At 67.4% G+C, this 17,229-nt stretch carries 16 protein-coding genes and 1 pseudogene; 6 read left to right on the forward strand and 11 right to left on the reverse strand.

The annotated features are described in order from the left end of the window. Nucleotides 1-634: 634 nt before the first annotated feature. The 5 genes from AC1C2M_RS05865 to AC1C2M_RS05885 form a co-directional block, all read right to left on the reverse strand. Nucleotides 635-2,221 (reverse strand): AMP-binding protein, encoded by a 1,587-nt coding sequence (locus AC1C2M_RS05865; RefSeq protein ID WP_495435543.1) that lies wholly within the window; start codon nt 2,219-2,221, stop codon nt 635-637. A gap of 44 nt (nt 2,222-2,265) precedes the next feature. Next, nucleotides 2,266-3,468, reverse strand: a complete 1,203-nt coding sequence (locus AC1C2M_RS05870; protein ID WP_495435544.1) for an acyl-CoA dehydrogenase family protein — start codon at nt 3,466-3,468, stop codon at nt 2,266-2,268. 5 nt (nt 3,469-3,473) lie between these two features. After that, on the reverse strand, nt 3,474-4,532 hold the full coding sequence (locus AC1C2M_RS05875) for a phosphotransferase family protein (RefSeq protein ID WP_495435545.1): 1,059 nt from the start codon (nt 4,530-4,532) through the stop codon (nt 3,474-3,476). Nucleotides 4,533-4,637: 105 nt separating this feature from the next. Continuing rightward, nucleotides 4,638-5,045, reverse strand: a complete 408-nt coding sequence (locus AC1C2M_RS05880) for an acyl-CoA thioesterase (protein ID WP_495435546.1) — start codon at nt 5,043-5,045, stop codon at nt 4,638-4,640. After that, nucleotides 5,045-5,719 carry a QsdR family transcriptional regulator gene (locus AC1C2M_RS05885; RefSeq protein ID WP_495435547.1) on the reverse strand — a complete coding sequence of 225 codons (675 nt, stop codon included), beginning with the start codon at nt 5,717-5,719 and terminating at the stop codon, nt 5,045-5,047. The genes AC1C2M_RS05880 and AC1C2M_RS05885 overlap by 1 nt, the downstream gene beginning before the upstream one ends. Before the next feature lie 116 nt (nt 5,720-5,835). On the opposite strand from AC1C2M_RS05885, the gene AC1C2M_RS05890 reads away from it, so the two are divergent. After that, on the forward strand, nt 5,836-7,038 hold the full coding sequence (locus AC1C2M_RS05890; RefSeq protein ID WP_495435548.1) for an acyl-CoA dehydrogenase family protein: 1,203 nt from the start codon (nt 5,836-5,838) through the stop codon (nt 7,036-7,038). An 11-nt stretch (nt 7,039-7,049) separates the two neighbouring features. Beyond that, a complete protein-coding gene (locus tag AC1C2M_RS05895; protein WP_495435549.1) occupies nt 7,050-8,273 on the forward strand; it encodes an acetyl-CoA C-acetyltransferase in 1,224 nt (407 codons plus the stop codon). Nucleotides 8,274-8,377: 104 nt separating this feature from the next. On the opposite strand, the gene AC1C2M_RS05900 is transcribed toward AC1C2M_RS05895, so the two are convergent. The 5 genes from AC1C2M_RS05900 to AC1C2M_RS05920 form a co-directional block, all read right to left on the reverse strand. After that, nucleotides 8,378-8,836: a MaoC family dehydratase gene (locus tag AC1C2M_RS05900; protein ID WP_495435550.1), complete on the reverse strand. Its 459-nt coding sequence runs from the start codon at nt 8,834-8,836 to the stop codon at nt 8,378-8,380. Continuing rightward, on the reverse strand, nt 8,833-9,582 hold the full coding sequence (gene fabG / locus AC1C2M_RS05905; RefSeq protein ID WP_495435551.1) for a 3-oxoacyl-ACP reductase FabG: 750 nt from the start codon (nt 9,580-9,582) through the stop codon (nt 8,833-8,835). The genes AC1C2M_RS05900 and fabG overlap by 4 nt, the downstream gene beginning before the upstream one ends. Further along, the gene (locus tag AC1C2M_RS05910) at nt 9,579-10,706 is read right to left on the reverse strand and encodes an alcohol dehydrogenase catalytic domain-containing protein (protein WP_495435552.1); all 1,128 of its coding nucleotides are present in this window, start codon (nt 10,704-10,706) and stop codon (nt 9,579-9,581) included. The genes fabG and AC1C2M_RS05910 overlap by 4 nt, the downstream gene beginning before the upstream one ends. A 132-nt stretch (nt 10,707-10,838) precedes the next feature. Further along, nucleotides 10,839-11,531, reverse strand: coding sequence for a glutamine amidotransferase (locus tag AC1C2M_RS05915; protein WP_495435553.1), 693 nt, complete (start codon nt 11,529-11,531; stop codon nt 10,839-10,841). Nucleotides 11,532-11,553: 22 nt separating this feature from the next. Continuing rightward, nucleotides 11,554-12,342 carry an SDR family NAD(P)-dependent oxidoreductase gene (locus AC1C2M_RS05920; protein ID WP_495435554.1) on the reverse strand — a complete coding sequence of 263 codons (789 nt, stop codon included), beginning with the start codon at nt 12,340-12,342 and terminating at the stop codon, nt 11,554-11,556. Nucleotides 12,343-12,489: 147 nt separating this feature from the next. Between AC1C2M_RS05920 and AC1C2M_RS05925 the strand changes: the two genes are divergently transcribed. Together AC1C2M_RS05925 and AC1C2M_RS05930 are read left to right on the forward strand one after the other, a co-directional pair. Then, a complete protein-coding gene (locus tag AC1C2M_RS05925; protein WP_495433838.1) occupies nt 12,490-13,158 on the forward strand; it encodes an ion channel in 669 nt (222 codons plus the stop codon). Between the two features lie 83 nt (nt 13,159-13,241). Continuing rightward, a pseudogene (locus AC1C2M_RS05930) lies at nt 13,242-13,978 on the forward strand (SDR family oxidoreductase). Between the two features lie 42 nt (nt 13,979-14,020). Here AC1C2M_RS05930 and AC1C2M_RS05935 read toward each other — a convergent pair. Beyond that, nucleotides 14,021-14,920, reverse strand: coding sequence for a LysR family transcriptional regulator ArgP (locus tag AC1C2M_RS05935; RefSeq protein ID WP_495435555.1), 900 nt, complete (start codon nt 14,918-14,920; stop codon nt 14,021-14,023). A gap of 72 nt (nt 14,921-14,992) precedes the next feature. On the opposite strand from AC1C2M_RS05935, the gene AC1C2M_RS05940 reads away from it, so the two are divergent. Next, entirely contained in the window at nt 14,993-15,610 is a 618-nt protein-coding gene (locus AC1C2M_RS05940) for a LysE/ArgO family amino acid transporter (protein ID WP_483403918.1), read from the forward strand. Continuing rightward, the gene (locus tag AC1C2M_RS05945; RefSeq protein ID WP_495435556.1) at nt 15,607-17,202 is read left to right on the forward strand and encodes an alpha-amylase family glycosyl hydrolase; all 1,596 of its coding nucleotides are present in this window, start codon (nt 15,607-15,609) and stop codon (nt 17,200-17,202) included. The genes AC1C2M_RS05940 and AC1C2M_RS05945 overlap by 4 nt, the downstream gene beginning before the upstream one ends. Nucleotides 17,203-17,229: the final 27 nt, after the last annotated feature.

Here is a 17,229-nt window from a genome sequence, read left to right on the forward strand (position 1 = left end):
GCGACGGACGAAGCCGGCATTCGCGGCGGACGAACCGCGCCATTCGCGACGGACGAACCGCGCCCGGCACTCGGGTCCTGGGGTGTCGCCATGCGCCTGCACCGGTGTTTCGGGAGGTAATTCGCCGGGTGCATCAACGTATCGGCGGCGGACCCGCTGTTTCTCCTCCCGAAGTGAAGGTGACGGGCGGCGCCGACCCGCGTCCGCGACGGACGAACCCCTCCCGTCGCTCCGGCCCTGGGGTGGCGCCCGAGCGCCTGCACCCCTTGCTTCGGGGGGTAATTCTCCGGGTGAGTCGACGTATCGGCGGCGGACCCGCGGTTTCTCCTCCCGAAGTGAAGGTGACGGGCGGTGCCGCCCCGCGCCGCCGTTGGTGACGGACGAACCCTCGACACTCATCTGTCACAAATGGTTGCTAAACCCGCGCCATAAGCGCACTTTATGACAGATGAAGGGCCGCCACCGCCCACATCCGCGACGGATGAGCCCCGCCCAGCATTCATCTGTCACAAATGGTGGTTAACCCGCGCCATAACCGCACGTTGTGACAGACGAACGGCCGCCGACCGCGCGACCCGCGCCGCCGACCGCGACGGACAAACCCCGCCCGGCGCTGACGCCTCCGCGGCCGGGCTCAGCCCTGCAGGACGGTGAACTGGTCGACGAGGTGCCGCTTCAGCACCTTGCCGCTGCCGCCGAGGGGCAGGGCGTCGACGAGGTGCACCACCCGGGGGTACTTGTACGCGGCAATGCGCTCCTTGCAGAACGCGATGAGTTCGTCGGAGTCGAGCTCCCGCCCGTCGAGCGCGACCACAGCGGCGTGCACCTCCTGGCCGTGCGTGTCGTGGGCGAGCCCGAACACGGCGGCCATCGCGACATCCGGATGGCGGGACAGCACAGCCTCGACCTCGGTGGGGTACACGTTGTACCCGTTGCGCACGATCATGTCCTTCTTGCGGTCGACGATCGTGACGATCCCGTCCTCATATGTGCCGAGGTCGCCCGTGCGGAACCAGCCGTCGACAACCGCCTCCGCCGAGGCATCCGCTCGACCGAGGTACCCCTTGAAGAGGTTGTGGCCCCGAACGATGATCTCGCCGAGAGCACCGGGCGGCGCAAACTCGATACGCCCCTCGACCTCGGCCTCGGCGATCGCGATGTCGACGCCCCAGAGTGCACGGCCAACGGTTCCGGGGCGAATGGGCTCGTACACACTGTTGAACGACACGGTCGGCGCCGTCTCGGTGAGGCCGTAACCCTCGTGCACCTCGGCACCGTATGCCTGCTGGAAGGCCTCGAGCACCGCAACCGGCAGCGCCGCACCGCCCGACACCGCGTAGCGGAGCGGCGGGCGCTCACCCGTACGGGACGCGGCCTGGATCATGCCGACGAACATCGTCGGCACCGCGGTGAACACCGTCGCCTGGTGCGCGACGAGCAGCGCGAGTGCCTCGTCCGGGTCGAACCGCGGCAACAGGATGATCGACGCGCCGCGCCGGAAGGCGATGTTCATGACGGCGGTCTGCCCGAAGGTGTGGAAGAGCGGCAGCCCGCCGAAGATCACATCGTCGGTGCGCATATCGAAGGAGTCGATGAGTGAGCAGTGCACCTGCTCGACGACAGCGAGGTGAGATCCCACCGCCCCCTTGGGCGTCCCGGTGGTCCCGCTCGTGTAGAGGATCGTTGCCGCTTCGAGCGGGTTCATCGAGACAATCCGTTGGATCGGTTCGGATGCCGCGGCTTCGGCCTCGAGACGCGGCAGGTCTGGGCCGCCTGCCTCGGGCGGCGGCACGAGCACAGAGACGAGCGGCACCCCGGCGGCCTCAGCAGCCGGGATCGCTTCGGCGAGCAGCGGCGCTGCGGCAACGAGCACGTCGGCCCCGCTGTCCTTCAGCACGAAAGCGATCTCCTCGGCTTTGAAGAGCAGGTGGATCGGAACGACGATGGCACCGAGCGACAGCGCCGCGTAGTACACCCGCGGAAAGTCGGGCACGTTGGGAACGAGCATCGCGACCCGGTCGCCGCGTCCGATGCCGCGGTCCCGGAGGGCGCCGGCATATGCGCGCGTCTCGTCCCACAGCTGCCCGTAGCTGATCGTGTTGCCGTAGAAGTGAATGGCGGGGCTGTCGGGCCTCCGGTTCGCGGTTTCAGAGAGGATGCTCGCGACCGAGAGCGTGCCGAAGCCGTCGCCGTCGATGGCGAGGTCTGGGTGGTGTGCCATGGGGATCTCCTTTGATCACAGGGGTGGTTGGGGGTAACGACTTTTCAGCGCCGCAGCTCGGCTTTTCCGAGCGCGGCGAGGTGGACTTCGTCGGGACCGTCAGCGATGCGCAGTGCTCTCGCGCCCGCGAACATCTCGGCGAGCGGGACGTCCTGAGACAGGCCTGCACCACCGAAGAGCTGCATGGCCCGGTCGAGGATCGTCTGAACAGCGCGCGGAACGGCGATCTTGATGGCCTGGATCTCGGTCATCGCGGCACGGTTGCCGACGGTGTCCATGAGCCAGGCGGTTTTCAGCACGAGCAGCCGCAGCGACTCGATGCTGATGCGCGACTCGGCGGCCCATTCGCGCACGACGCCCTGGCTCGCGAGCGGCGCGCCGAAGGCGACACGGTCGTTGGCGCGCTCGCGCACCAGGGCAACGGCGCGCTCCGCCATGCCGAGCGCCCGCATGCAGTGGTGAATCCTGCCCGGTCCGAGCCGCGCCTGCGCGATAGCGAATCCGTCGCCCTCAGCCCCGATCAGGTTCGACACCGGCACCCGCACATCGTGGAACACGATCTCAGCGTGCCCACCGTGATCCCGGTCGTCGTAGCCGAAAACGGTGAGCGGCCGCACGACCTCGACGCCGGCGGCATCCCTCGGAACCAGAATCATCGACTGCTGCCTGTGCCGCTCGGCCGCAGGGTCGGTCTTGCCCATCACGATCAGGATCTCGGCGTTCGGGTTCATCGCACCGGTCGACCACCACTTCCGCCCGGAGATCACGTAGTGGTCCCCGTCACGACGGATGCTGGTAGCGACGTTGGTTGCATCGGACGACGCCACCTCCGGCTCGGTCATACAGAACGCCGAACGGATGCGGGCGTCGAGGAGCGGTTCGAGCCAGCGTTTCTTCTGCTCTTCGGTGCCGAAGTCGGCGAGCACCTCCATGTTGCCCGTGTCCGGCGCCGCACAGTTGAGGGCGACAGGCGCGAGTCGCGGACTCCACCCGGTGAGCTCCGCGAGCGGCGCGTACTGCAGGTTGGTGAGGTTCGCCCCGTGTTCACCAGGCAGGAACAGGTTCCACAACCCGCGCGCGCGTGCCAGCCCCCGCAGCTCATCGACGACGGGCCGGAATCCCCACTCGTCCGGCGTCGCTCGAAGTTGAGCGTCGAGCATCGGCTCGGCGGGAATCACGTGCTCGTCGAGAAAGGCGCGCAGTGTTGTGGCCAGTTCGATCGTGCGGGGGTCTTCGGCGAAGTCCATGGTCGTCAGTGTCCTCTCAGGGCGGAGCGGGCGAGTCCCTCTTCCGCGAGCGGCTCCACGAGCTGGCCGATGCGGTCGAAGCCGTCACCGACGGTCTCGCCCGCCTGGTAGCGGCAATGGATGCCCTCGAGGATGACGGCGAGCTTGTACGCCGCGAACGCGCGGTACCAGCCGAGATCGGGAGTCGCGATCCCCGCGTGCGCGGCATAGGCATCCACCATCTCGTCGAAGCCGGGATAGCCGGCATCGAGGTCGACGGCGCTCGGCGCGACTCCGCGCCCGCCGGGCAACTCAGCGATGCTCCAGTAGAGGCCGAGCATGCCGAGGTCGACGAGCGGGTCGCCGAGGGTCGCCATCTCCCAGTCGAGGATCGCCGTGATGCGCGGGGCCGCTGACGCGCCACGACCGCCATCCACGAGCGCGTTATCCAGCCGGTAATCGCCGTGCACGAGCGTGGAACGGCCGGCCGACGGCATCCGTTCACCGAGCCCGGCCTGAAGCTCATCGAGCCGTGGCACCTCCCGCGTGCGCGACGCATCGAGCTGCCTGCGCCATGTCCTCAGCTGCCTGTGCAGGTAACCGTCCGCGCGACCAAAGGTGTCGAGCCCGACGGATGCCGGCGGGATGGCGTGCAGTTCGGCCAGAATTCCGGCGAGGCTGAGTCCGAGCGCGCGCAGCTCACCCGACGCGAAATCGGCGTTCTGTGCCGGGTCGGACAGTACCCGACCCGCAACGAGGTCCATCACGAAGAACGGGGTCCCGGTGACCTCGCTCGCCGCCGTGTCGTCGACGAGGTCAATGGTCGGCGGCACCGGCACAGCAGTGCCCTGCAGTGCGGTGATCACCCGGTATTCACGCGCCATGTCGTGGGCACTCGACAACACGTGACCCAGCGGCGGACGACGCAGCACCAGGGGCCGACGCCCGCCGTCGATGCGGTAGGTGAGGTTGCTGCGCCCCCCGGTGATGAGCCGTGCCGACAACGGACCGCTCGAGAGCTCGGGATGTTCGCGGGCAAGCCACTCGGTGAGCCCTCTGACATCCAGCCCGGGAGAGTCGGTCATCGTCGACCACCTTTCACACGCGAGTGCCGCGCAGCGAGCGACCCAGCGGGACCGCGTTCCGCCAGCATACCGCGTGGTCGGTATGTTCGCACTACCCCGGGGGGATCAGGCGAGCAAATCCCGTTCGATCACCGAGCGGATGCCGGTGGGGATCGGCGTCGGGGTACGGTCGGCCGCACCGACGAAGACGTGCACGAAGCGGCCGACGGCGATCGGCTCCTCCTCCCCCGGTCGGAGGACCCCGAGGGCCCAGGTGACGCTCGTCGTCCCCAGCCGCTCGATGCCGATGCCGACCTCGAGTGGTTCGGGAAACGACGCGGAAGCGCGGAACTCGCACGACGATGCCGCGCACAGGGCAATGGCGTCTCCCTGCGGATCGAGGCCCCCATTGCCCATCATCCAGGTATTGATGGCGGTGTCCATCGCCTCGTAATAGACGGTGTTGTTGAGGTGTCCGTACTGGTCGTTGTCGTTCCAGCGTGTGGCGAATGGCAGCCGTACCCCGTAGTGCATCAGACGACCCTCAGCAGCACGCGAAACGCCACGCGCGCGCGATCGGTGCTGGGTTCATCACCGGCAATGAGGTCGGCATAGGTGAAGGATTCAGAGATCCGGACCAGGAGGTAGGCGAGTTCCGCCGGGTCGATGGCACCGCCGAGGGGCGCGTCGCCGAGCTCCCGCCGCACGAGCCAGTCGGCCGTTGCGACGTACCGGCGCTGGATCTCGCTCTCGGTGGTCGTCAGCAGCCGGAGCGCCCGAGCGGGCTCACGCTGCAGGAACTGCCTGAAGTAGGGCGCGCTGATCAGGTCATCGACGAAATGGGTGAGGACGCCCGCTACCCGCTCCTCGGCGCGCAGGTCTCGCGTGGCATCCTCCGCCTGGAGAAGAGTCGGCACAGCGAGAGACCAGAGGACCTCCGAGAGCAGCGCGTCACGATTGCCCACCCAGCGAAACAATGAGGTGCGGTCGACGCCGAGGTCCGCCGCGAGTGCGCTCATGTCGATGCGGCGGCCGGCGATGAACTCCTCGCGGGCTCGGGCGAATGCCCGTGCCGAACCCTCGTGTGCCGCCTCGGCCAGCCGGTTCGACAGCCAGGACGGAGCGAAATCGAGGCCGACGGTTCCGATGGTTGCCGCAGAGCGCGTGCTTGTGGCGCGAGCGGTCACAGCGTCTGTCGTGGTGTGCATGCCGGAACTCTATCGCGTGGCCATTGGATGCGTGCAACATTCTGGAAAATGATGCATACTACGGTACATCGCGGTTCACGAACCGCAAGACGATGTCGTCGACGAACGGAGAAGCAATGACGCTCACCACGCAACAGACCGATCGGCCCGAGGTGCTCGACGCCGATTTCTATGGCTTCCAGGACCAGCTCACCGAGGAGGAGCTGCGCTCGGTCGCTCGCATCCGTGCTTTCCTCGACGCCGAGGTGCGGCCACACGCCGACCGCCTCTGGGAGGAGGCCCGAAGCCCCCGCCACCTCATCCCCGGATTCGCCGAACTCGGCATGTTCGGGGCGGGCTGGCCCGAAACCCGGCACTTCGACAACAGCGCCGTCTACCGCGCCTGGATCGCGCTCGAGATCGCCAGGGTCGACCCGTCGACGGCGACATTCATTGGTGTGCACAGCGGACTCGCCATGAACGCCATCGGGGTCGGCGGCTCCGAGGAACAGCGCGCGGAGTGGATGGGTCCGATGGGCCGTGGTGAGGTCATCGGTGCGTTCGGGCTCACCGAGCCGACGAGCGGATCCGACACCGCGCGCGGGCTGCAGACCACCGCGACCAGACACGGCGATGGGTGGGTCCTCAACGGTAAGAAGCGCTGGATCGGCAACGCTACCTTCGCCGACATCGTGGTGATCTGGGCCCGCGACACCGCGGACGACCAGGTCAAGGGCTTCATCGTGCGACAGCCGTCCGCCGGCTTCACCGCGACCAAGATCGAGCGCAAGCAGTCGCTCCGTGCCGTGGAGAACGCCGACATCGTCCTCGAGGATGTCCGGGTCCCCGAGAGCGACCGCCTGGCCAACATTCATTCGTTCCGCGACGTAGCCATCGTGCTGAGGCTGACCCGTGCCGAGGTGGCCTGGCAGGCCATCGGGGTAGCGGTCGGCGCCTATGAAGCAGCCCTCGCCTACGCCACAGAGCGCCATCAATTCGGCAAGCCGATTGCCTCGTTCCAGTTGGTGCAGGAGAAGCTGGCGAACTCGCTGTCCAACATCACCGCGAGCATCGCCCTGTGCATGCGGGTATCCGCCATGCAGGACGAGGGCGTACAGAAAGACCACCACTCGGCGATGGCCAAGGCGTTTGCCACAGCCAGGATGCGGGAGACGGTCGCGCTCTGCCGCGAAATCGTCGGAGGAAACGGAATCCAGCTCGACCATGGGGTCGCCCGCTTCTTCGCCGACGCCGAGGCGGTCTACACCTTCGAGGGCACGTTCGATATGAACACGCTCATCGTCGGCCGCGCCATCACCGGCATCCAGGCATTCGTTTAGAGAGGAACCACATGGCTGAAGCATTCATCGTCGCCACCGCCCGCTCGCCGATCGGCCGCGCCCGCAAGGGGTCGCTCGCCGGCATCCGTTCTGATGATCTCGCGGCGCGCATGGTGCGCGACGCACTGGCACAAATCCCCGCCCTCGACCCGGGCCGCATCGACGACCTGCTGCTGGGTTGCGGGCTGCCGGGAGGCGAGCAGGGAATGAACATGGCCCGCATCGTGTCGATTCTCCTCGGCCTCGACGAGGTGCCGGGAACCACGGTCAATCGCTACTGCTCGTCGAGCCTGCAGACAACGCGCATGGCCTTCCACGCCATCAAGGCCGGCGAGGGAGATGTATTCATCTCCGCCGGGGTGGAATCGGTCAGCCGGTCGATGCGCGGGTCGAGCGATTACATCCCCGGCGAGACGCTCACCAACCCGCTGTTCGATGACGCGATCTCCCGCACCGAGGCGAGGGCCGGCGGAGGCCAGCCGCCGTGGCACGACCCCCGGCAGGACGGGCAACTGCCCGACGCGTACATCGCCATGGGGCAAACGGCAGAGAACGTTGCCGAGCTGCGAGGCATTACCCGAGACGAGCAGGATGCGTTTGCGGCCCGGAGCCAGCAGCGCGCGGAGAGAGCGGATGCCAGTGGCTTCTGGGCAACGGACATCGCGCCCGTGACACTCGATGACGGCACCGTCGTCTCGAAGGACGATGGGCCACGCAGGGGCGTCACAGTCGAAGCGCTGAGCCAGCTTGAGCCGGTCTTCCGGCCGGACGGCACGGTAACGGCGGGCAACTGCTGCCCGCTCAACGACGGTGCCGCAGCCGTCATCGTGGTGTCCGAGCGCGTGGTTGACGAGCTCGGACTGTCGCCGCTGGCCAGGATCGTCTCGACAGGGGTGAGCGGCCTCTCCCCCGAGATCATGGGCCTCGGGCCGGTCGAGGCGAGCCGACGCGCGCTCGCGCTCGCCGGTCTCAGCATCGACGACATGGACCTGGTCGAGATCAACGAGGCCTTCGCCGCGCAGGTCATTCCGTCGGCACGCGAACTCGGTATCGACTCGGAAAAGCTCAACGTCTTCGGTGGGGCCATCGCGGTCGGCCACCCGTTCGGGATGACCGGGGCGCGGATCACGTCAACGCTGATCAACGGACTGCGACAGACGGGCGGCCGCTACGGTCTCGAGACGATGTGCGTCGGCGGCGGCCAGGGCATGGCGCTCGTGCTCGAGCGCGTCTGACGATCGCTGACAAGACAGAATCGCTGAAAGACAGAGCTGAGGCGCTCGCCGAAAGACGAGCGCCTCAGCTCTGCGTCACCGCAGTGGTCACCAGTGTGATGTCGTCAGTCTGAGCCGACGAAGAGCGCGATCGTGTTGGCGACGAGCGCCGGTCGCGACCCACCCTCGATCTCGACGGTCACGGTCACACCCGCGCGGGTCCCCTGCGGCGTGCTTTCAGCGCTCGTGATGGTCGAACTCGCCCGCACGCGCGATCCCGCCGTGACCGGCTGCAGGAAGCGCACCTTGTCGAGGCCGTAATTGACCACCATCGCGGCGCCTCCCACTTCGACGAGACCCTCGGTCAGCCGGGGAATGAGTGAGAGCGTGAGGTAACCGTGCGCGATTGTGGCTCCGAACGGTCCGGATGCCGCGCGCTCGGCGTCGAGATGGATCCACTGCCGGTCTTCGGTCGCCTCGGCAAACGCATCGATGCGGTCCTGGTCGATCCTGAACCAGTCCCCCGTCGCCGTCCGGCCGATGGCATCCGTCAGCGTTGCGGGTGACGAAACGGTGATCGTCATGACCTCGGCCCTCCCGCCACATAGAGCACCTGGCCCGAGACGAAACTGGACTCCTCACGGCAGAAGAACGAGACGGCCGCGGCGATGTCCTCGGGCTGGCCGACACGTCCGACGGGAATCTCCTTCGCGGCGCCGGCGAGGAAGTCGTCGAAGGCGATGCCCATGCGCTCAGAGGTCGCTCGTGTCATCTCAGTCTCAATGAAGCCCGGTGCGACGGCGTTGGCCGTCACGCCGTAGCGGCCGAGTTCGAAAGCGAGGGTCTTCGTGAACCCCTGGATGCCCGCCTTCGCCGCAGAGTAGTTGGCCTGCCCGCGGTTGCCCAGGGCCGACGTGCTGGAGAGGTTGACGATGCGACCCCAGCGCTCGGCGACCTGGTGGGCCTGAACGGCCCGGCTCATTAGGAACGCGCCACGCAGGTGCACGCCGAGAACGGCGTCCCAGTCGTCTTCGGTCATCTTGAACAGCAGGTTGTCGCGAAGGATGCCCGCGTTGTTGACCAGGATGGTGGGAGCGCCGAGCTCATCGGCCACCCGCGCGACGGCCGCTGTCACGGCATCCGAGTCTGCGACGTTGGCACCGACGGCGATGGCGCGGCCCCCGTCCGCCTCGATCGCGGCAACGGTGTCAGCCGCGTGGTCGGCGTGAAGATCGAGAACGGCAACCTGGTAGCCGTCTGCGGCGAGCCTTCTGGCGGTCGCGGCGCCAATGCCGCGTGCTGCTCCTGTGACGATGGCGGTGCGGGTCATACGGTGTCCATTCGTTGGGGTGGGTCGAAGGTGATGAGTTGGCGTAACGCTGCGCCGGTGGCAAGCCGGTCCATGCCCTCAGCGATGTCGTGAAGGCCGATGCGGGCCGAAACGAGCCGTTCGAGAGGCAGCACCCCTCGTCGCCAGAGGTCGACATAACGCGGGATGTCGCGGCTCGGAACGGCCGAGCCCAGGTAACTGCCGATGATCGTCTTCGCCTGCGCGGTGACGAGGAGCGGGGCGATGCTCGCCATGGCATCCGGGGCGGGGAGGCCGACGGTCACCAGAGTGCCGCCGGGAGCGGTGAGTGAGAACGCCGTTTCGAAGGCGCGGGGCGAACCTGCCGCCTCGATCACGAGCGGGGCAGCGACGTGAGCGTCGATGGCATCCCCCGGAGTGAAACTGCCGGATGCACCGAGCCCTGTCGCCAGGTCGAGCTTGGCATCGAGCGCATCGACGCCGATCACCTCGTGGCCGAGGGCGACGGCAACGAGCAGGGCGGCCATGCCCACGCCGCCGAGTCCGACGACGATCACCCGCGATCCAGTGGCCGGTCGTCCGGCGTTGATCACCGCACCGCCGCCGGTCAGTACCGCGCAGCCGAGAAGGGCAGCAATCTCGGCGGGCACGTCGGGATCGACGGGCACCACCGATGTGCGACTGACTACCGCGTGACTGGCGAAGCCGGACACCCCGAGGTGGTGGCGCACGGGATCTCCCCCACTGTGAAGTCGAAGGCCGCCGCCGACCAGTGTGCCCGCGTTGTTCGCTGCGCTCCCGACGCTGCAGGGCAGCCTGCCATCGGTGAGGCACTCGGCGCAGGTCCCGCAGCGCGGCAGGAATGTCATGACGACGCGGGTTCCGATCGCGACGTCGTCGACGCCGTCACCCAGGGATTCGACGATCCCGGCCGCCTCGTGCCCGAGCAGCATGGGCGTCGGCCGCTGGCGGCTGCCGTCGACGACGCTGAGGTCCGAGTGACAGAGCCCGGCCACCTCGATCCGCACGAGTATCTCTCCGGGGCCAGGCGGGTCAAGCTCGACCGGCCCAACGGTGAACGGGCGGGACTCAGCAAAGGGCGCCTCGGCACCCGAGCGCTCAAGGACTGCTCCAATGATCTCCACGCGACCTCCTCGTCGAGGGCTTTTCGCAGAATCCGTTCGCCCGTTCTCCCGAGCATACCGACTACGCGGTATGTAGTCGATCCTTGAGTGCTGAAAGCACCGAAATGAAGGCTTGGCGAGTGCTTCCCATCGTCAGCCGAGTCCGTCGAGCCACTCCCCGATGACGAGCCTCGCCCCCTCTTCCATTGCGGGTCCGAACTCGCGTGCCTGGGCCCGGAGCGTCCGCGGGTCGATACCGGCGCCGGTCAGCGCATCGGCGTGACCGATGAGCCATTGTTCAATGCTGCGCTGCGGCACCTCGAGGTGGAACTGGAGTGCGAGCACAGCCGCGCCCACGGAGAACGCCTGGTTGTCGCACACCGGCGTCGACGCGAGGCGTACGGCACCGTCGGGGATCTCAAACCGATCGTTGTGCCAGTGCAGCACCGGTCGCGACGCCAGGTGCCGAAGAACGGATGCCGCACCGTCGGTCGTCAGGGCGAGCGGCCCGTACCCGATTTCGGTACCGGCCCCTGCGGCAACGGCGGCGCCGAGGGCACGGGCGATGAGCTGCGCGCCGAGGCATACCCCGAGCGTTGCCCGCCCGGCGTGAATCCGCTCCGCCAGCACCCCGATGACCTGCTCGATCACCGGATAGCGATCCCCGTCATTCGCCCCGATCGGCCCGCCGAGCACCACTACCAGGTCGGCGTCGCGCACCCCGATCAGTTCGTCAACGCCGACGTCGAGGTAACGGATGTCGTAACCGCGCTCCCGCAGGATCGGCTCGAGGGTACCGAGGTCTTCGAAGGCAAGAAAACGGATGGCGATGGCGGTTTGGGTCACGGAAGCTCCAGGATGTCGCGCGTCAGCTGCGGAGATATGAGGCACCGTTGGCGTCGAGGATCGCCCCGGAACACCAGGCCGCGTCCGGTGAGGCGAGCCAGAATGCTGCTGCAGCGACCTCCTCGGGTGTGCCGACACGACCGAAGGGACTTTGCGCGCGAAGAGCGTCGCCCTCAGCGCCGTCGAGTTTGCTGAACTGGCGCTCAGTGGCGACGAAGCCGGGCGCGACGCTCGTCACCGAAATAGCGTGTGGAGCCAGGGCCACCGCGAGTGACTGCCCGAGCGCGTGGAGTCCCGCCTTGCTCGCCGCGTATGCCGGGTATTCCGGTTCGCCCCTGAAGGCGCCGCGCGAGCCGATATTGACGATGGCCCCTGGCGCTCCCCTGTCGATGAGATGGTTGGCGAACACCCACGCCAGGTTGGCCGCCCCGAGCAGATTGACGTCGACCATCGACCGGAAGGCTGCGGTCCAGTCGGCAAACGACACCTCGCCGAGCACGTGGCGGTTCGTCGCCGAGGGTGCCACAGCAGCGTTGCACACCAGCACGTCGAGTTCACCGAGCTCCGAAATGGCCTGTTCGACCACGCGTGCCGCCTCATCCGGTTTCCCGACATCCCCGGCGACGAGCGAGTGCCCGTCCCCATCGAGCGAGCGCAGGGTTTCCTCGGCTCCGGCGCGATCACTTCGATAGTGCACGGCAACCCGATCGCCCGCCCGGGCGAACCTCTGGGCGACAGCCGCGCCGATCCCGCCCGATGCACCGGTAACGAGGACAGACCGCGACGGCTGAGAGACGGCGGGACTGGGCATGGGTCTCCTTCGATGGGCGGATCTCAACAGTAGAACACGAACGAATCGGGCATGAATGGGCGGCGGAGTCGACCATTGGCCTCATACACCGCTGCCCGCCGCCGATACTCTGTCGCTTCTGGTCGTCGATCTCGAGGGGTGATGGTTATGGACGCGCGCGCGCACGCACAACCGCACCACCCGATTCTGGAGTCGGGTTACTGGCTGGTTCTCGGGCTCCTCGGGGTGTCTTACGTGCTGTGCGCAACGCAAACCTCGCTGAACCCGAACCCCATCGCCCTGCTGTATCAACTGTTTACCGTCGCTGCGACGCTCTGGGTTGCCGAGGTGAAAACGTCCGCGCGGCGAGCGGGCTGGCTCGCGCTTGCCGTCACCGGGCTGGCCACCGTGGTTGTTCACCTCGCCGGTCTTGAAGGACGGCTCCTCGACATTATTCTCTCTGCGACCTCGATGGTGGCCTACCTCGTTGCGCCGATGGCCATCGTCGCGCATGAGTTTCGGAAGGTCACCGTCGATGTCCAGACGCTCCTCGGCGCGATCGCCGCGTACGTCATGGTTGGCATGTTCTTCACCTTCGTGTACAACCTGATCAGCCTGACGACTCCGACGCCCCTGTTCGGCGAGGCGAGTCACGACTCACTCACCAGCCAGCTGTTCTTCTCCTTCACCACACTGACCACGACCGGCTACGGAAACCTCGTCCCGAACGCGCCCCTGGTGCAGACGGTGGCGATAAGCGAGGCGATCACCGGGCAACTCTTCCTCGTCATCGCGGTGGCCAAGTTCGTTTCCGGCTGGCAGCCTCAGCCGCGCTGACAGAGGAGCATCCCTCCGGGCGACGGGTTCATCGAGCGGGCGCACAGATGTATTGTTCCTCCAACGCAGAGCGAGGAGTTCCCATGCAGAACACAGCAGACCGCGTCGCCATTGTCACGGGAGGCTCCGGAGGGATCGGCCGAGCCGTTGCCGAACGCCTCGGGAGAGACGGGTTCGCGGTCGTCGTACATTACTCGGGCAACGAGGCACGCGCCGCCCAGACCGCGATTCGGTGCGCCGGGCGGGCGGCAGGGCCAGCGCCGCCGGTGGCGATGTGGGCGATGAATCGGCGATGACCCGGATGTTCGACCTCGCGGAGCGCGAGTTCGGGGGCGTTGATGTCGTCGTCCACACGGCCGGGATCATGCCACTCGCACCGATCGCCGAGATGGGCCTGGAGTCGTTCGATCGGGTCATGCGCACCAACGTTCGCGGAACATTCATCGTCGACCAGCTCGCAGCGCGTCGCGTCCGCAACGGTGGTGCGATCGTCAACTTCTCGACATCGATAACCCGACTGCAGCCACCGACCTACGGCGCATACGCGGCCTCGAAGGGCGCCGTCGAGTCGCTCACTCTCATCCTCGCCCGGGAATTGCGCGGTCGAGACATCACGGTGAACGCGGTGGCCCCGGGTCCGACGGCAACCCCGCTGTTCCTCAGCGGCAAGAGTGACGAGCTGGTCGCGCAAATCGCCTCAGCCAACCCGATGGGCCGCCTCGGCACACCGGAGGACATCACTGAAGCTGTCTCCTTCCTCGCCGGCCCTGCCCGCTGGGTCAACGGCCAGGTCCTTTACGTGAACGGCGGGGCAGCCTGACGGACGGCGCCACCGCCGGCGAACCGGGCATCCCGCAGACTCTCACGCCGAGGGAGAACGGCGCGGCCCGCCCAGCTCACGGCGTGCCGCAGCCGCCATCACCTCGGCGACCCGGCTGAGTGACGACATCTGCAACGCCCACTGCTGCCAGTGAAGCGTGACATCGACCGGTCCCCCGGCGTCCAACTCGACCAGCTCGCCCCGGGACTCAAGTTCACGCGACTGCTGATCCGGCAGCATCCCCCAGCCGAAGCCGAGCCGAACCGCTTCGGCGAAGTTGGCCGAGCCGGGCACAAAGTGTCGCGGCGGTTCCAGCTCAGCACTTGAGAACCTCCGCAGGTAGCGGTGCTGGAGGTCATCCTTCGCGTCGAATATCACGACGGGCGCAACCGCGAGCGAAGCGGCATCCGTCCCGTTCGAGAACCATCGGTCGATGAAGGCCCGGGATGCCATCGGCCGGTAACGCATGACGCCGAGCGGCGTTGAGGTGCAGCCCTGGACCGGCCGCGCCTGGGTCGTGATGGCGGCCATCACCGTGCCGTCACGGAGCAACTGCGCCGAGTGGTCCTCGTCTTCCCGATGGATGTCGAAGAGAAACTCGTGTGCGAGTTCCGCGAGTGCCGGCATCACCCAGGTTGCCAGCGAATCACCGTTGATCGCGAGGGACACCGTCGGCCAGGTCGCCGCGGCCTCGCGGGATGTCTCGGCCGCAGCCTCCTCGCTCAACGCGGCGAACTGCCGGGCGAGCCGAAGGTACGTCGCGCCCATGGCCGTCACGGTGATCGGTTTGGTGCGCCGAACGAGGACTCCGCCGACCGCATTCTCCAGCGCCCGAATGCGCTGGCTGATCGCAGACGGCGTGACCCTGAGCGCGTGGGCAGCAGCGTCGAACGTGCCGCCATCCACGGCGGCCGCCAGCGCCTGCAACTGGAGAGGGTCCATAGTTAGCGATTCTAATGTACCGACAGAATATGTAGCTGGCCTTACTATCGGGTCGCGCTCTACCGTAGAGGGGTGCACCTCCCCCTTCTCGCCGGCCTCGGCCTCGGCCTCTCTCTCATCATCGCCATTGGCGCCCAGAACGCCTTCGTTCTCCGGCAGGGTCTTCGTCGCGAGCACGTTGGCTGGATCGTTGCCATTTGTGCGCTGTCGGATGCCGTTCTGATCGCTCTGGGCATTTGGGGCCTCGGGACCCTCATCCAGACGGCGGATGTTCTCCTGGTCATCGTGCGCATCGGCGGCGCGGCATTTCTCACCTGGTACGGCGTGCGATCGGCGATGCGAGCGGCGCGGCCGAAAGCCCTCGACGCCAACCCCGCAGGTGCGCCAACCTCCCTTCGGACGGCGATTGTCACGGCGCTTGCGCTCACGTGGCTCAACCCGCACGTCTATCTCGACACGGTCGCTCTGCTCGGATCGATCGGTGCTACCTACGGCGACGGCCGGTGGTGGTTCGCCCTGGGGGCGGCGCTCGGCAGCGTCTTGTGGTTTACCGCCCTTGGGTTCGGATCGCGACTTCTTCGACCGCTCTTTGCGAAGCCGGTCGCGTGGCGTGTCCTCGACGCGGTTATCGCGGTCGTCATGCTGGCGATCGCTGCGAGCCTGCTGCTCGGCCTGGGAGGTGCGGAATGAACCCAGCGCCCACTGGACAGCCGACCGAATGGTGGCGCACTGCCGTCATCTACGAGGTTTATCCCCGGTCATTCGCCGACTCCACCGGAAATGGGATCGGCGATCTTCACGGCATCCGAGAACGGTTACCGTACATCGCCTCCCTGGGTGTGCAGGGCATCTGGATCACCCCGTTCCAGCGCTCCCCGCAGGTCGACCAGGGCTATGACGTCAGCGATTACTGCGATGTCGATCCGCTGTTCGGGACCCTCGCCGACTTTGACGATTTGCTCGCCGAGGCGCACACGTTGGGTCTCCGGCTGTTGGTCGACATCGTCCCGAACCATGCCTCGGTGCAGCATCCGCTGTTCAAGAGCGCCGTAGCGGCGGGTCCGGGTTCACCCGAGCGTGCGATGTTCCACTTCGCCGACGGTGTCGGTGATCGAGCGCCCAACAACTGGACGAGTGTCTTCGGCGGCCCGGCCTGGCATCGGGTCGCTCCCGGCTCTGCCACCGACAGGCAGTGGTACCTGCACCTGTTCAGCCCAGCACAGCCCGACTGGAACTGGCGCAACCCGGCCGTGGCTGAGTACTTCGACGGTGTGCTCCGGTTCTGGTTCGATCGCGGCGTCGACGGCATCCGGATCGATGTGGCCCACGGCCTGTTCAAGGCCGAGGGGATGCCTGACGCGCCGGACGTGCCGACCGTTGCGGATGGCCTGCGGTCGAACCCCCTGGTGACCGACCAGGAACCGGTTCACGAGGTCTATCGCCGCTGGCGGCGCATCGCCGACAAGTATGAACCAGCGCGCCTGCTCGTCGGCGAGGTGAATCTGGAGCCCGACCGGGCTGCCCGGTACACCAGGCCGGATGAACTGCACCAGGCCTTCGCCTTCGCCTTTGCGCGGCTCGACTGGAACGGCGACGAGTGGGCGACGGTCGGCGAACGCCTCGAGCGGGCGCGCCAAACCTATGGATCTGCTCCGAGCTGGGCGCTGGAGAACCACGATCTCGTGCGTACGGCCACCCGCTTCGGTGGCGGCGAACGCGGCGCCAGACGGGCAGGTGCTGCTGTCGTGGCTCTGCTCGGATTACCCGGAGCCGTGTACCTGTACCAGGGCCAGGAGCTTGGCTTGCCCGAGGTCGACGTTCCGCCGGCCGCGCGGGTTGACCCGATGTGGCTCTACAGCGGTGCCGGCCGCGACGGAGCGCGGATTCCGATGCCGTGGACCGCTTCGCCGGAGAAGATCAACGGGTTCACGGTGAGCGATGATGTGACGCCGTGGCTGCCGACGCCGACCGGGTGGGGATCCTGGTCGGTCGAGCGGCAGGAGGCGGACCCGCACTCGAACCTCGCCCTGGTGCGGGCAGCTCTGCGGTGCCGGGAGTCTCTCCTGCAGAGCGGCAGGATCCCGGCCGATGAGCGGGTGTCGTGGCGCTCCGAGCCCAATGGGCTGGTCACCTGCGACCGGGACGGCGGCATGACCGTTGCCATCGCTATGGGCGATGAGCCGGTACCGCTCCCCGAAGGCACGGTACTCTTCCGCACCGACGGCGAAACGGATGCCGTGCTGCGGCCGGACAGCGTCGCCTGGCTCTCGAGCCAGCACTGAAATCGGGCACCACCTGAGGCGACCGGG

Source organism: Mycetocola sp. Y444 (assembly GCF_059445295.1).

Coding starts and splice junctions, on each gene's coding strand:
- AC1C2M_RS05865 (WP_495435543.1), bottom strand. CDS start 2,221: ATGGCACACCACCCAGACCTCGCCATCGACGGCGACGGCTTCGGCACG.
- AC1C2M_RS05870 (WP_495435544.1), bottom strand. CDS start 3,468: ATGGACTTCGCCGAAGACCCCCGCACGATCGAACTGGCCACAACACTG.
- AC1C2M_RS05875 (WP_495435545.1), bottom strand. CDS start 4,532: ATGACCGACTCTCCCGGGCTGGATGTCAGAGGGCTCACCGAGTGGCTT.
- AC1C2M_RS05880 (WP_495435546.1), bottom strand. CDS start 5,045: ATGCACTACGGGGTACGGCTGCCATTCGCCACACGCTGGAACGACAAC.
- AC1C2M_RS05885 (WP_495435547.1), bottom strand. CDS start 5,719: ATGCACACCACGACAGACGCTGTGACCGCTCGCGCCACAAGCACGCGC.
- AC1C2M_RS05890 (WP_495435548.1), top strand. CDS start 5,836: ATGACGCTCACCACGCAACAGACCGATCGGCCCGAGGTGCTCGACGCC.
- AC1C2M_RS05895 (WP_495435549.1), top strand. CDS start 7,050: ATGGCTGAAGCATTCATCGTCGCCACCGCCCGCTCGCCGATCGGCCGC.
- AC1C2M_RS05900 (WP_495435550.1), bottom strand. CDS start 8,836: ATGACGATCACCGTTTCGTCACCCGCAACGCTGACGGATGCCATCGGC.
- fabG (WP_495435551.1), bottom strand. CDS start 9,582: ATGACCCGCACCGCCATCGTCACAGGAGCAGCACGCGGCATTGGCGCC.
- AC1C2M_RS05920 (WP_495435554.1), bottom strand. CDS start 12,342: ATGCCCAGTCCCGCCGTCTCTCAGCCGTCGCGGTCTGTCCTCGTTACC.
- AC1C2M_RS05925 (WP_495433838.1), top strand. CDS start 12,490: ATGGACGCGCGCGCGCACGCACAACCGCACCACCCGATTCTGGAGTCG.
- AC1C2M_RS05935 (WP_495435555.1), bottom strand. CDS start 14,920: ATGGACCCTCTCCAGTTGCAGGCGCTGGCGGCCGCCGTGGATGGCGGC.
- AC1C2M_RS05945 (WP_495435556.1), top strand. CDS start 15,607: ATGAACCCAGCGCCCACTGGACAGCCGACCGAATGGTGGCGCACTGCC.